The sequence below is a fragment of the Halomonas tibetensis genome (genome assembly GCF_042643535.1).
GTDB lineage: Bacteria > Pseudomonadota > Gammaproteobacteria > Pseudomonadales > Halomonadaceae > Halomonas > Halomonas tibetensis.
The window spans coordinates 76,323-89,391 of the sequence record NZ_JBHRSQ010000011.1 but is presented as its reverse complement, the minus strand read 5'-3'; the positions used below and the strand labels follow the sequence as shown (position 1 = coordinate 89,391).

Below are 13,069 nucleotides of genomic sequence, written 5' to 3'. Positions count from 1 at the left end.
GTCGGGGCCCGGCACAATGAACGCGGGCCAGGCTGGCTCAGCCGTCGGTGCCGTCGCCGGCCGCTTCCAGTTGCTGGGAGTAAATCAGCAGCGGCTCGCTCTCGCCGGCGATCACCGAGGCATCGATCACCACCTTGCTGACCCCTTCCAGCGAGGGAATTTCATACATGGTATCGAGCAGTACCGACTCGAGGATAGAGCGCAAGCCGCGGGCGCCCGTCTTGCGTGACATGGCCTTGATGGCTACCGCGCGCAGTGCGTCCTCGCGAAACTCGAGATCCACGCCCTCCATCTCGAACAGCTTGGCGTACTGCCGGATCAGGGAGTTCTTGGGCTCGGTGAGGATCTCGATCAGCGCATCCTCGGTGAGCTCGGTCAGCGTCGCGATCACCGGCAGACGCCCCACGAACTCCGGAATCAGACCAAACTTGACCAGATCCTCGGGCTCGACATCGGCGAGCAGCTCACCGACGCCACGGACCTCATCCTTGCTCTTCACCTCGGCACTGAAACCGATACCGCCCTTTTCGGCACGATCGCGGATCACCCGCTCCAGGCCCGCAAAGGCGCCGCCAACGATAAACAGGATGCTGCCGGTATTGACCTGCAGGAATTCCTGCTGCGGGTGCTTGCGGCCACCTTGGGGAGGCACCGAGGCGGTTGTGCCCTCGATCAGTTTGAGCAGCGCCTGCTGGACACCCTCACCCGACACATCTCGCGTGATGGAGGGGTTGTCGGATTTTCGAGAGATCTTGTCAATCTCGTCAATGTAGACGATGCCGCGCTCGGCCTTCTCGACGTCGTAGTCGCACTTCTGCAGCAGCTTCTGGATGATGTTCTCGACATCCTCGCCCACGTAGCCCGCCTCGGTGAGGGTGGTCGCATCGGCGATAGTGAAGGGAACATTAAGCAGTCGCGCCAGGGTCTCGGCCAGCAGGGTCTTGCCGCTGCCGGTGGGGCCGATCAACAGAATGTTGGACTTTCCGAGCTCGACGTCATCTTTCTTGACCTCTGAGCGAAGGCGCTTGTAGTGGTTGTAGACGGCCACCGACAGCACCATCTTGGCGCGATCCTGGCCAATTACGTAGTCGTCCAGGGTGTGACGAATCTCGCGGGGAGTCGGCAGACGCTCCTCGTCGGTCTCGGCATCGGCATCGAGCACCTCCTCGCGAATGATGTCATTGCAGAGGTCGACACACTCATCACAGATATAGACGGACGGGCCGGCAATCAGCTTGCGCACCTCGTTCTGATTCTTGCCGCAGAACGAGCAGTAGAGCAGCTTGCCGCCTTCGTCCTTGCCTTTGCCGTCGGCCATTCGCATACCTCTTCTCAGTTGGCCCGGCGCACGTGGCGCCCGGCCGGGCTCACATCGGCAGCTTTAGCTGCCGCAGAACGGTGTAAGGGTGTAGATAAATTCACGCTATCAGGATGTGGGCCGCTTATCCAGCACCGCATCGATCAGGCCATATTCGGCCGCCTGCACGCCATTCATGAAGTTGTCGCGGTCGGTATCCCGCGCAATGGTTTCCATGTCCTGACCGGTGTGGTGGGCCAGAATCTGGTTGAGCTTGTCGCGGATACCGAGAATCTCACGGGTGTGAATCTCGATATCCGAGGCCTGGCCCTGGTAACCCCCCAGCGGCTGATGAATCATCATCCGCGAATTGGGCAGACAAAAGCGTTTCCCAGCGGCACCACCCGCCAGCAGGAAGGCGCCCATGCTGGCGGCCTGGCCGATACATACCGTAGAGACATCGGGCTTGATGAACTGCATGGTGTCGTAGATCGACATGCCCGCCGTGACGCCTCCACCGGGCGAGTTGATATAAAGATGGATGTCCTTGTCTGGATTCTCTGATTCCAGGAACAGCAGCTGGGCGACGATCAGGTTGGCCATGTAATCTTCCACCGGACCCACCAGGAAAATCACACGCTCCTTGAGCAGGCGGGAATAGATATCATAGGCTCGCTCGCCGCGTGCGCTCTGCTCAACCACCATTGGCACCAGGCCGCCGGCGTTTTGGATCTCGAACTCGTTGCTCATCAGTGTGATGTCCTTGCATCCGAAGAATGGAAGCGGCTGGGGAGGCGCGCCGATCGCCGGCACGCCCACCGGGCGGAGATGAGGGAGATCAGGCCTTGCTCTCTTCCTGTCCCTTTTCCTCGCTCTCCTCCTCCGCATCGGCTTCTGCCTGCTGCTGAGCAGCGGCAAGAACCTCCTGGTAGGTCATGGTGACATCCTTGACGCTGGCTTGATCGAGCAACTTGTCGACGGCCTTCTCTTCGAGGATGGCAGACTTGACCTGGGTCTTCATCTGATCGTTACCCATGTAGTACTCAACCACCTGAGCCGGTTCCTGGTACTGCTCGGCAAGTTCCTCGACCTTGGCACGGATCTCGTCGTCGGTGGCATCGAGCTCACCGGACTTGATCACCTCGGCCAGCAACAGGCCCACCTGGACGCGTCCCTTGGCCTGTTCGGCAAACAGCTCGTTAGGCAGCTGGGAGACGTCGAAGTCCTCGCCCAGGCCAAACTGCTGAGCCGCCTGACGCTTGAGGCCATCGGTCTCCTGCTGGATGAGCGACTGCGGTACCGGGATCTCATTGACCTTCTGCAGCGCGGCCAGCACCTGCTGCTTGACTCGATTATCGACGGCCTGCTCGGCTTCGCGAGTCATGTTCTTTTTGACCTCGGCGCGAAACTTGTCGAGATCACCATCGTCGACGCCAAACTTCTTCACAAACTCGGCGTCCACCTCGGGCAGGGACTGACCCTGGACGGCGTGAAGCTTGACCTTGAAGGTCGCTTCCTGGCCGGCCAGATGCTCGGCCTGGTAATCCTCGGGGAACGTGACCTTGATCTCCTTCTCATCACCGGCCGCGGCGCCGACCAGCTGCTCCTCGAAGCCGGGGATGAAGCTGCCGGAACCCAGCACCAGGCTGTGGCCTTCGGCGCTTCCGCCTTCGAAGGGCTCGTCGCCCAGGAAGCCCTGAAAGTCGAGGGTCACCTGATCACCATCTTCGGCGGCGCGATCGACGTCTTCCCAGCCGGCATTCTGCTTGCGCAGGGTCTCGATCATCTCGTCGACGTCTGCCTCGACCACTTCGACCACCGGACGCTCGACCTCGACACCTTCGATGGAGGCCAGTTCGAACTCCGGATAGACTTCCAGGGTTGCCACGAACTCGAGATCCTTGCCCGCCTCGTTGACGGTGGGCTCGATCTGGGGGAAGCCCGCAGGATTCAGCTCGTTCTCGGTAATGGCGCGCACGTAGCGCTCGCGCATCACTTCACCCACCACTTCGTTGCGCAAGTCGTGAGCATAGCGCTGACGGATCACCGACATCGGCACCTTGCCCTTGCGGAAACCGTCGATGCGAACATTCTTGGCGGCATCCTTGAGACGGGCATTGACGGCCTCGTCAATCTCGGCGGCCGGCACCTGAAGCGTGATGCGGCGTTCGATCTGGGAGGTCGTATCGACGGAAACTTGCATGAAATGTCCTCTACCGACTGGGGGCGTTGTATTGAAGAATGAAAAGACCAAGGGTGGGATTTTATGAATCCCGCCTGGCACTGGCAAGCGCCATGCCACATTGATGGGGACTTCAAGCGCTTTTACAAGGGCAACTCGGCCGGAAAGGCCTACATTGGTTGCGGTCTTTCAGAAACGACAAAATCGCCGGCTCGTGGAGCCCGCGTCAGGTAAGTAACAAGATAATGAGCTAAACAATTTGAAAGAAGCAGACGTGAAAAAAGCAGACAGAGGTGGGGTGGATGATGGGGTTCGAACCCACGACCACCGGAGTCACAATCCGGGGCTCTACCACTGAGCTACATCCACCATTGTCCTAAATGCCTGTCGAAGTGGGGTGGATGATGGGGTTCGAACCCACGACCACCGGAGTCACAATCCGGGGCTCTACCACTGAGCTACACCCACCATATCGACAACTGCTGACACTGATAGCCTGCCATCGCGCCGCAGATGGCGCGCCCAGCAGGACTCGAACCTGCAACCTACGGCTTAGAAGGCCGTTGCTCTATCCGATTGAGCTATGGGCGCATTCTACTCTTCAGGCTGTTTGATCTCAACCCGTGAATCCCTGTTTATCCAGATCATTCAACACGTTGTGGTCGGAGTGGAGGGATTCGAACCCCCGACATCCTGCTCCCAAAGCAGGCGCGCTACCAGGCTGCGCTACACTCCGCTGCGATCAAACTGACCCGACGCCACCGCAGGGGCTTCGTCAAGCGTTGCGTATTCTACGTGACTTTCTCCCGCGGTCAAGTGCCGGAACCAGCTCATTGCAGGAGCGCGCTTTGTTTCGTTGGCGCGGCATGCGAAAATCAGGCTTCTTTTCGTTAGCGGGCCGCCCCTGCACTGGCCCTGCCCACTCAGTCACCAGAGGAAGCGCGATGACCGCCCAACTGATCGATGGCAAGTCCATCGCCGCCCGAGTCCGCCAGCAGGTCGCACGCCAGGTCAAGGCACGTCGCGACGCCGGGGCCCGCGCGCCAGGGCTCGCCGTGGTGTTGGTTGGCGAGGATCCTGCTTCGGCGGTTTATGTGCGAAAGAAACACGACGCCTGTCTCGAGGCCGGCATCAATTCCTTCCGTCATGCGCTGCCCGCCGAGACCACTCAGCGGCAGCTCGAAGCCCTGGTGGATGCGCTTAATGCCGACTCGGCAGTGGACGGCATCCTCGTCCAGCTACCGCTCCCTGCCCACCTGGATGCCCGGCCGATACTTGAACGCATCCGTCCCGACAAGGACGTGGATGGCTTTCATCCCTACAACCTCGGCCGCCTGGCACAGCGCCTGCCCATGCTGCGTCCCTGCACGCCAAAGGGGATCATGACGCTGCTCGAGCAATCCGACCTCAAGGTACGGGGCCTGGACGCTACGGTGGTTGGCGCTTCCAACATCGTCGGCCGCCCCATGGCGCTGGAGCTGATGCTGGCGGGCTGCACCACCACGGTCTGCCACCGTTTCACCCGGAATCTGGAAGACCACGTGCGCCGTGCCGACCTGCTGGTGGTGGCCGTTGGCAAGCCGGAGCTGGTCAAGGGAGAATGGGTCAAGGAGGGCGCCATCGTCATCGATGTCGGTATCAACCGGTTGGATAACGGTCGTCTGGTGGGCGACCTGGACTTCACCTCGGCCGCCGAGCGCGCCAGCTGGATCACCCCGGTGCCTGGCGGTGTCGGCCCCATGACCGTGGCCACCCTGCTCGAGAACACCCTGCAGGCCGCCGACATGCACGATAACAACTAGATCGGAAACCACTTGTCCCGTCCCGGGGTCAGACGCCTCGTGACAGATATTCCCAGGACAGATCTCACACAAGGACTCCGCCATGAGCGACAAGAAGATGAACGTCGAAAGCTTCAACCTTGATCACACCAAGGTGAAGGCGCCCTATATTCGTCTCGCTGACATCAAGACCGGCGAGAATGGCGACACCATCCACAAGTACGACATGCGCATCTGCCAGCCCAATCAGACGCACATGGAGATGCCGGCACTGCACTCCCTTGAGCACCTGATGGCCGAGCTTTCACGCAACCACTCCGATAAGGTGGTCGACATCAGTCCCATGGGCTGCCAGACCGGATTCTATTGGGCCATGATCAACCATGACGACTATGACGGCGTGCTGACGCTGCTCGAGAAGACCCTCGAGGACGTGCTGGCGGCGGACGAAGTGCCGGCCTGCAGTGAGATGCAGTGCGGCTGGGCAGCCAGTCATAGCCTGGCAGGCGCCAAGGAGATCGCCCAGGGCTTCCTGGCCAAGCGCAGCGAGTGGACTCAGGTATTCGCATGAAACGCATTGGCATCATTGGCGCCATGGCCCAGGAGGTGGACTACCTCGCCTCGCTGCTGGAGGGGAAACAGACCCGTACCCACGTGGGCTCCACCTTCCACAGCGGCCTGCTGCACGGGGTCGAAGTGGTAATCCTGAAGTCCGGCATCGGCAAGGTGAATGCCGCGGTGGGTACCACTCTGCTGCTGGATATCTATCAACCCGATGCGGTGATCAACACAGGCTCTGCCGGCGGCTTCGGCAAGGGCCTAACGATCGGGGACGTGGTGATCTCAAGCGAAGTGCGGCATCACGACGTGGACGCCGTGATCTTCGGCTACGAGCACGGCCAGGTGCCACAGATGCCGGCCGCCTACCTGCCCGACCCTCGCCTGGTAGCCATCGCTCGCGAATGCGTGGAGTCGCTGGGAGAGGTCAACGTCGTGGAAGGGCTGATCGCCACCGGGGACGTCTTCATGGCTTGCCCCGACCTCGTGGAGCAGACCCGCCGACGCTTCCCCACCATGCTCGCTGCCGAGATGGAAGCCGCGGCCATCGCCCAGACCTGTCTGCTCTACAACTGTCCCTTCGTGGTGATTCGCGCCCTCTCCGATATCGCCGGCGGCGGCGACAACCACCTCTCCTTCGAGGCGTTTCTGGAGCAGGCGGCGACCCACTCTGCCCACATGGTGGAAGCCATGGTGAAGCGCCTGGGCAACCTGCCTGCGGAGCAGCCCAGCGATGCGCTGGCTGAAAAGATCTGATCCGCGCCGGTGGGTGCCGACGCTGCTGCTGGGTGGCTGGCTGCTGACCGGCTGCGGCGCCACCCACCTCGGCGAACGCTCCGTCCCGACGTCGCAGGCTGCCCCTGCGGCCGCGGCGCTGGCCTTCGACGCGCTACCCGAGCTGACCTACACCCCGCCCGACTGGCCCAGCTCTCTCCACGCCGACGTGCTGCTGCCGCGGTCAGGGAGTGACGCGCTGCGACCCGCCGCGCTGCTGGTCCACGGCGGCGGCTGGCAGAATCGCGGTCCGGAGGACATGGTCGGCATCGCCGAACAGCTGGCCACACGCGGCTATGTCACCGTCAATATCGAACACCGCTTCGCCCCAGAACACCGTTTTCCCGCGCAGCTTCACGACCTTCAGCAGGCCATGGCCTGGATCCATGCCAACGCCGAGGCGTGGCGCGTAGACACCGACCGCATTGTCGGCGTGGGCTTTTCGTCGGGTGCCCATCTGGTCAGCCTGCTGGCCCTGGCAGGAGCAGAAGGGCCGCTGGCCCAGCCCCATGGTGGTGACCATGCCCGACTTGCCGCCGTGCTGGCGGGAGGCACGCCCAGCGACCTGTTCAAGTTTCCCGACGGCAGGCTGGTCGTCGAGTTTCTCGGTGGTACCCGCGCCGAGGTCCCCGAGCAGTATGCGCTCGCCTCACCGGCCCGCCAGATCGGGCCCAGCGCCCCGCCCTTCTTCCTGTTTCACGGCACCTGGGACCGCCTGGTCCCGGTCGACCACGCCACCGACTTTCGCGCCGCACTGGAAGCCAGGGGAGTGGAGAACGAACTTTATCTCCAGCATGGCCGCGGCCACTTCCTGAGTTTTCTGACCCGCGGCGACGCCATCGACGCCGGCATCGACTTCCTCGAACGGCAGGTACGCAGCCTTGAGCGCTCTACCCACTAGCGGATCCGCCACTCCGGCGCCAGGCGGCGCCAGTGCTCGCGCAGCAGGGCCTTGTGCTCGTGCGCCATCGGCAGCTCTTCCAGCATATCGGGCCAGGCGGCTCTGGCGCGCGCCAGAGCGTCCTGAAGCTCAGCTTCCACCACGAGCCAGCTGACACCCACACGCTCGGCCCAGTGCCGAAAATCATCCCGCTTCAGCTGCTCCCAGAGTTTCTTGCCATTCAGGTTCAGCGCCGCCTCCCGCTCGTTGGGCAGGTAGGCACGCGTCGCCACGATGTCGTAGGCGGGCGACAGCCGCGGCCTGTAACGATCCGGGTAAAGGAGGCTCCAGTTCTTCAGGTGCGCATCGCCGTTGGCCAGCAGGAGGTTCACCAGCAGGCGGCGCGCCATCTGCGCCGCACACGCCATACCGTCGGCGGAGAACTCGCGCACCAGCCGCCCCAGCTGCTCATAGCTTGGCCCGGCGTACTTCTCGTAGGGATAGCGAAACAGCACCTGGGCGAAGTCTTCCGCGTGTACCCGCCCACCCTCTGCACGATCGAACCGCTTGATGGCATAGGCCAGCGGTTCGTCCGGCAGGTTCAGCGCCGGCAGCCCCTGCAGCTCCTCGAGGGGCACCAGTCGAATCTCGGGGATAAAGACGCCAGCCGCCTGGGCCAGGCGCATGGCGGAATATTCGTTCTGCACCAGCCAGGGGTGGTGAGGCGATGGCGGCTTGACGATCCAGTCACCGGGCAGCGCGTCGCCAGCGCCGAAGAAACGGCCATCCTGCTCGCGCATGGAAAACTTCATCTGCACCCCGGCCAGAGAGAACCCCCTGCCCACGGCTACCCGTCTCGGTCGAGCAGCCCCTGCCAGGGATCTTCATCGAGGGGCACCGAGCCCCCCTTACCCTCCTCGAGCAGCGCCTGCACCTGATACCACTTGTCGATGGGAATCAGCATCAGGCGGGCATTGAGTCCATCGGCGGCTAGCTCAAGGGTGTCCAGCTGGGGATTGCCGCCGCGCTCCAGGCGCTGGTACTGCTGGCGGGTCATGCCCACGCGTTCGGCTACCGTCGCCTGGGTAAACCCCAGCTCGCGACGGCGGCGTTTCAACTCATCGTGAAGGCTCACTGGCCAAAGCCCATAAAAGGCACCATAAGCGTTGCTTTGATGACAATATAGCAACACTTATGATGCATGTCCACGCCCGCCTGGTCGCTCAGAGGCGCTATGTCGCGGGCGCTGTCAGGCAAGCTTCCATGCCAGCGTCTCTCCGGCGCACAGGGGCACGATGCGCTGGGCGGACCCATAGGGCAGCGACTCGGGCAGGCGCCAGGGCTCACGGACCAGGGTGACGGTGTCGGGATTGCGCGGCAGACCATAGAAATCGGGGCCAAAGTGGCTGGCAAAACCCTCCAGGCGCGCGAGCGCCCCGACCTCCTCGAACGCTGCCGCATAGAGCTCGATGGCCGCCGGGGCGGTATAGGCGCCGGCACAGCCGCAGGCGCTCTCCTTGTCGCCCTGGGCGTGGGGGGCGCTGTCCGTGCCGAGGAAGAACTTCGGGTTGCCGGAGGTCGCAGCCGCCAGCAGCGCCTGGCGATGGCGTTCGCGCTTGAGGATCGGCAGACAGTAGTAGTGGGGGCGGATACCCCCTACCAGCATATGATTGCGGTTGAAGAGCAGATGATGGGCGGTAATCGTCGCCGCTACATTGTCCTGCGCCCCCCTTACAAACTCGGCGGCTTCCGCGGTAGTGATGTGCTCGAACACCACCCGGAGTGTTGGATGGCGCGTCAGTAACGGCTTCATCACGCGCTCGATAAACGCCCCCTCGCGATCGAAGATGTCTATCTCGGCGTCAGTCACCTCGCCGTGGACCAGCAGCGGCATGCCCAGCCGCGCGAGGGCGGCAATGGCATCATCGCAGTTCGCCAGGTCGGTGACCCCGGAATCAGAGTTGGTGGTGGCACCCGCCGGATAGAGCTTCACTGCGTGCACCAGACCACTGGCGTGGGCCCTTTCGATCTCTGCGGCCGGGGTCTTGTCCGTGAGATAGAGCGTCATCAGCGGCTCGAACCGACTGCCTTCCGGCAACGCCGACAGGATTCGTTGGCGATAGGCCAGCGCCTGCTCGGTGGTCGTCACCGGTGGCTTGAGGTTAGGCATAATAATGGCGCGACCCATCTGGGCGGCTGACGCGCCCACCACAGCGGACAAGGCCTCGTCATCGCGCAGGTGCAGGTGCCAGTCATCGGGTCGGGTCAGGGTCAGTGTGGTCACGGCGGGTCCTGTCTCGGCGGGATAATTTTAGCGTCGAGCAAGTATACCGAAAGTTGCCATACGCCGCCGCTTGCTGACGCGGGGCTACGACCCGCTCGCGTTGGCTCGGTGCGCGTTGCACCTCGCTGCATCGTGGATCAATTGAGGGTGCGGGGGGAGGCCGACTCGTCACCCAACGCTGAATTCCCGTATCATGCCCTCAGATCCAAAGAGGGGAATAACATGCCGAAGGTGCGCCACTATGCGGACCTGGTCACCATCCTGGCAGGATTGTCATGGCTGGTGGTGTTCTGGTCGGTCAGCCTCACGGCGCAGATGGGCAGCATCGAGCCCACCCTGGCGGCTCTGCTGATGCTGGGGACTCTGATACTGGTCAGCTTCGTGCATCGCCCTATTCGCGTCCATCTGCGCCGTTATCACGTGCGCAAGCGGCGAACCGAGATGTGGATGCACATCCTGGCACTGCCGCTGATGTTGGCTTTTCTGTTCGGTATCGTCGTTGAGCACCTGCTGGCGCCGCTCAACGGGCAGCAGAAGATGCTGCTGTTCAACGTCTTCGCTACTGCCGGCTGGCTGGTCTTCGTGTTCACGCTGCTGATCAAGCTGGCCATGCATCAGAGACGACGCCGCAGCAACAGCAACAGCAATAGCAACAGCAATAGCGATAACAACAGCGGGGCGGCCTAGTCGCGAGTCATGCACGCCGCGAATCATGCAAGCGGAAGTACAATAGCAACAGCGGGCGCCTGGATGTCAGGCGCCCGCTGTCGTTCAGGCAGCAAGGTCAGAAGCGATCGAGACGGAACGGCGTCATGTCGACCGCTGGGGTCTCACCGTCCATCATCTGCGCCAGCAGCTCGCCGGTGGCCGGCCCCAGTGTGAAGCCCTGATGCCCGTGGCCGAAGGCCAGCCATAGCCCCGGCTTGCCGGGGGCAGGACCGATCACCGGCTTCATGTCGGGCATGCAGGGACGCGCGCCTTTCCAGGGCTCGGCGTCGCGTCGCTTGCCCAGGGGGAAGAGCTTGCGCGCCGCCTTCTCGGCGGCTGCCAGCTGCTGGTAGCGCGGCGGTGAATTCAGGTCGGCCAGCTCGGCCCCGGTGGTCAGGCGAATACCGGCTCGCATCGGCTCGAGCAAAAAGCCCCTCTCGGCATCCATCACCCAGTGATTGAGCGTCGCGCCCTCCTCCGCTGAATAGTGCATATGGTAGCCACGCTTCACGAACAGCGGCACATCCAGGCCCAGCCGCGAGAGCAGCTCACCGGTCCAGGGCCCCATGGCCACGACCACCTGGTCCGCCTCGAGGGCCCCCTCACTGGTCATCACGCGCCATCCGGTGCCCACCTGGCTAACGTCCTCGACGCTGGCCTGCATCACGCGGCCACCCAGTTCCTCGACGCTCTTGGCATAGGCCTGCACCAGGGCGCCCGGATCCGCCACCATCCAGGGTTGGGTCCAGTGAATGGCGCCCACCAGCCCCTTGGCGAGATTCGGCTCCTTGGCCTGCAGCGCCTCAGCGTCAAGCTCTTCGTAATCCACCGCGAAGCGCTCGTGATTCTCGCGGGCTTCCTTCAGGCGCTCGTCCATGGCCTTGCGCGTCCGGTAGAGCTCCAGCCACCCCCCCTTGCCCACCAGCGCCTCGGCGCCCGAGGCTTCGATCATCGTCGCGTGGGTATCCTGGCAGCGCATGATCAGCGACGCGTACTCGTTCACGATGCGCTCGTAGCGCGCCCCGCCCGAATTGATCCAGTACTGCACCAGCGGCCCTGCCGCACTGACCATGCCTGTCGTCCGATAGCGAATGTCCACCTGGCGGTTGGGCAACACGCGTAGCAGGGTGCCGAGGTCGCGCGGAAAGGCATAGGGACGTACCGCCTCGCGCTGGATGATGCCGGCGTTGCCGAACGAGGTCTCTCGACCCGGCTCGCGGCGGTCCACCAGCGTGACGGCGTGGCCTCGACGCGCCAGGTACCAGGCAACCGAGACGCCGACAATCCCTGCGCCGAGAACAATGATGTTGCGGGACATGAAAGCCTCCCCGATCTGCCAAAGAAAAAGCCCCACCTCTCGGCAGAGCATTCATTGTTCGAAGTCTAGCAGAGCTAAGCATAACAACGGCATAGAGATAAAAATTAAGATTTTTATCTTACACAGGCACATCAATCCAGAGGATTATTCCAAGACAACTGCCAACAAGAGAGAAAGCATTCAAACGCGTGCTGACTGGGCCTCCAGCTTGGTAAGAATAAAGTCGCTGTGCCCCACGTGCAGCAGGTCCGCGAGCTGGCGGATACGGTGCTCTTCGAGGTGGTGATGTTCACCGTCGGCAAGTGCCAGCACCCACATCATCCTCACCAGTTCGACGCGCCGTCCATAGTCATAGTCCTGCTTGATAAGGCTGACGAACTGGTAATGGTCCACGGAACTCTCCACCTCTTCTCGGGCCATGGCCATCAGCGACTCCACGGCCTCGGCTTCCAGGTGAAGATGCGTCATAAGCAGCTCGCGCAGGGCCTCGAGCTGGGCGGGATCCACCCGGTAGTCGGCGCGCATCACCTCGCACAGCAGCGCAGCCGCGGCGAGTTCCAGGGTGGGGAGTTCATCGTCATGCGACGCGGGGTCGGCAAGCGTTCGTTGAAAGAAACGCTGAATGGCTGTGAGCACGGCAACCCTCCTTATGTCGGCGTCCAACTATGACTCGTCAAACGACCTGGCGTTCGCTCACCCCTTGCGGCAGCGCCAACGTGCCAGGAGGTTCATCAGTGTCAAGGTCACTAGCACAGCCGCCGCCCAGCCCAAGACATCCACCAGGGTGTGGTAGCCGGCAGGAGGCGACAGTGGACGCCGGGTCATGCCGAACTCCACCACCCGGGTGAGGCCATAGAGCAGAAGGGCGAGGCTCGCCAAGGGCAGAGCGGAGTGGCGATCAGCCAGCCAGTGAGTCAGGGCCCATGGCTCCCGCGGGGTCGTCTTGGCAGCGGGCTTGGCAGCAGGTCTGCTGGCGGGTTTGGCGGCCGTCTTGCGCGGCGCCGGTGCCTTGCGAGCGCGAGGCCTGGGCGTTGCCCCTCCTCGCACCGAAGGCCTGGCCACCAGGCTCCAAGCCCAGCGCAGGGCGCGCCACAGCATCCAGCCCAGGGTAAAGCTCACCGACAGCGCCAGACCGCCCATCACCAAAACATATGCCATCGGGCGAATCCTTTCATTGCCATGCTCGGCTGCCATTGTGCCACACCAACAGCTGCGCACGTGGGCAGGAAGGATGGAGCCGAGCGGGCAGACGCCTTGCGCAGGGAGCCCCTGGAGGGCTCCCTGCAT

Annotated in this window: 14 protein-coding genes and 4 tRNA genes; 5 read left to right on the top strand and 13 right to left on the bottom strand. The window is 62.9% G+C overall.

The annotated features are described in order from the left end of the window. Window positions 1-37 precede the first annotated feature (37 nt). The 7 genes from clpX to ACFODV_RS08645 form a co-directional block, all read right to left on the bottom strand. Window positions 38-1,318: an ATP-dependent Clp protease ATP-binding subunit ClpX gene (clpX, locus tag ACFODV_RS08675; RefSeq protein ID WP_379757699.1), complete on the bottom strand. Its 1,281-nt coding sequence runs from the start codon at window positions 1,316-1,318 to the stop codon at window positions 38-40. A gap of 108 nt (window positions 1,319-1,426) precedes the next feature. Next, window positions 1,427-2,047 (bottom strand): ATP-dependent Clp endopeptidase proteolytic subunit ClpP, encoded by a 621-nt coding sequence (gene clpP, locus ACFODV_RS08670; RefSeq protein ID WP_379757696.1) that lies wholly within the window; start codon window positions 2,045-2,047, stop codon window positions 1,427-1,429. A gap of 88 nt (window positions 2,048-2,135) precedes the next feature. Further along, entirely contained in the window at window positions 2,136-3,500 is a 1,365-nt protein-coding gene (tig, locus tag ACFODV_RS08665) for a trigger factor (protein ID WP_379757693.1), read from the bottom strand. Window positions 3,501-3,773: 273 nt separating this feature from the next. Next, window positions 3,774-3,848: transfer RNA gene (locus ACFODV_RS08660), tRNA-His, on the bottom strand. Between the two features lie 24 nt (window positions 3,849-3,872). Further along, window positions 3,873-3,947: transfer RNA gene (locus tag ACFODV_RS08655), tRNA-His, on the bottom strand. A gap of 46 nt (window positions 3,948-3,993) precedes the next feature. Then, window positions 3,994-4,070 (bottom strand) — tRNA-Arg (locus ACFODV_RS08650). Between the two features lie 68 nt (window positions 4,071-4,138). Next, window positions 4,139-4,215, bottom strand: a tRNA-Pro gene (locus ACFODV_RS08645). A 208-nt stretch (window positions 4,216-4,423) separates the two neighbouring features. On the opposite strand from ACFODV_RS08645, the gene folD reads away from it, so the two are divergent. The 4 genes from folD (at window position 4,424) to ACFODV_RS08625 (ending at window position 7,493) form a co-directional block, all read left to right on the top strand. Next, on the top strand, window positions 4,424-5,281 hold the full coding sequence (gene folD, locus ACFODV_RS08640; protein WP_379757690.1) for a bifunctional methylenetetrahydrofolate dehydrogenase/methenyltetrahydrofolate cyclohydrolase FolD: 858 nt from the start codon (window positions 4,424-4,426) through the stop codon (window positions 5,279-5,281). An 82-nt stretch (window positions 5,282-5,363) separates the two neighbouring features. Beyond that, complete coding sequence (locus tag ACFODV_RS08635; RefSeq protein WP_379757687.1) at window positions 5,364-5,831, top strand: S-ribosylhomocysteine lyase; 468 nt, start codon at window positions 5,364-5,366, stop codon at window positions 5,829-5,831. Next, window positions 5,828-6,574 (top strand): 5'-methylthioadenosine/S-adenosylhomocysteine nucleosidase, encoded by a 747-nt coding sequence (gene mtnN, locus ACFODV_RS08630; RefSeq protein WP_379757684.1) that lies wholly within the window; start codon window positions 5,828-5,830, stop codon window positions 6,572-6,574. Before ACFODV_RS08635 ends, mtnN begins: the two co-directional genes overlap by 4 nt. Then, window positions 6,552-7,493: an alpha/beta hydrolase fold domain-containing protein gene (locus tag ACFODV_RS08625; RefSeq protein ID WP_379757681.1), complete on the top strand. Its 942-nt coding sequence runs from the start codon at window positions 6,552-6,554 to the stop codon at window positions 7,491-7,493. Before mtnN ends, ACFODV_RS08625 begins: the two co-directional genes overlap by 23 nt. Here ACFODV_RS08625 and ACFODV_RS08620 read toward each other — a convergent pair. The 3 genes from ACFODV_RS08620 to pyrC all read right to left on the bottom strand — a co-directional run bounded on the left by ACFODV_RS08620 (window position 7,490) and on the right by pyrC (window position 9,756). Next, window positions 7,490-8,317: a type II toxin-antitoxin system HipA family toxin gene (locus ACFODV_RS08620; RefSeq protein WP_379757678.1), complete on the bottom strand. Its 828-nt coding sequence runs from the start codon at window positions 8,315-8,317 to the stop codon at window positions 7,490-7,492. The two genes, ACFODV_RS08625 and ACFODV_RS08620, sit on opposite strands and share 4 nt — an antisense overlap. Before the next feature lie 2 nt (window positions 8,318-8,319). Continuing rightward, on the bottom strand, window positions 8,320-8,607 hold the full coding sequence (locus tag ACFODV_RS08615; RefSeq protein ID WP_379757675.1) for a helix-turn-helix domain-containing protein: 288 nt from the start codon (window positions 8,605-8,607) through the stop codon (window positions 8,320-8,322). Between the two features lie 114 nt (window positions 8,608-8,721). Next, the gene (pyrC, locus tag ACFODV_RS08610) at window positions 8,722-9,756 is read right to left on the bottom strand and encodes a dihydroorotase (RefSeq protein ID WP_379757672.1); all 1,035 of its coding nucleotides are present in this window, start codon (window positions 9,754-9,756) and stop codon (window positions 8,722-8,724) included. Window positions 9,757-9,978: 222 nt separating this feature from the next. On the opposite strand from pyrC, the gene ACFODV_RS08605 reads away from it, so the two are divergent. Next, window positions 9,979-10,443 (top strand): hypothetical protein, encoded by a 465-nt coding sequence (locus tag ACFODV_RS08605; RefSeq protein WP_379757669.1) that lies wholly within the window; start codon window positions 9,979-9,981, stop codon window positions 10,441-10,443. A 97-nt stretch (window positions 10,444-10,540) separates the two neighbouring features. Here the strand turns inward: ACFODV_RS08605 and ACFODV_RS08600 are convergent, their stop codons facing one another. The 3 genes from ACFODV_RS08600 to ACFODV_RS08590 form a co-directional block, all read right to left on the bottom strand. Then, window positions 10,541-11,782: an NAD(P)/FAD-dependent oxidoreductase gene (locus tag ACFODV_RS08600; protein WP_379757666.1), complete on the bottom strand. Its 1,242-nt coding sequence runs from the start codon at window positions 11,780-11,782 to the stop codon at window positions 10,541-10,543. Window positions 11,783-11,962: 180 nt separating this feature from the next. Continuing rightward, entirely contained in the window at window positions 11,963-12,418 is a 456-nt protein-coding gene (locus ACFODV_RS08595; RefSeq protein WP_379757664.1) for a tellurite resistance TerB family protein, read from the bottom strand. Window positions 12,419-12,475: 57 nt separating this feature from the next. After that, entirely contained in the window at window positions 12,476-12,940 is a 465-nt protein-coding gene (locus ACFODV_RS08590; protein WP_379757661.1) for a hypothetical protein, read from the bottom strand. Window positions 12,941-13,069: the final 129 nt, after the last annotated feature.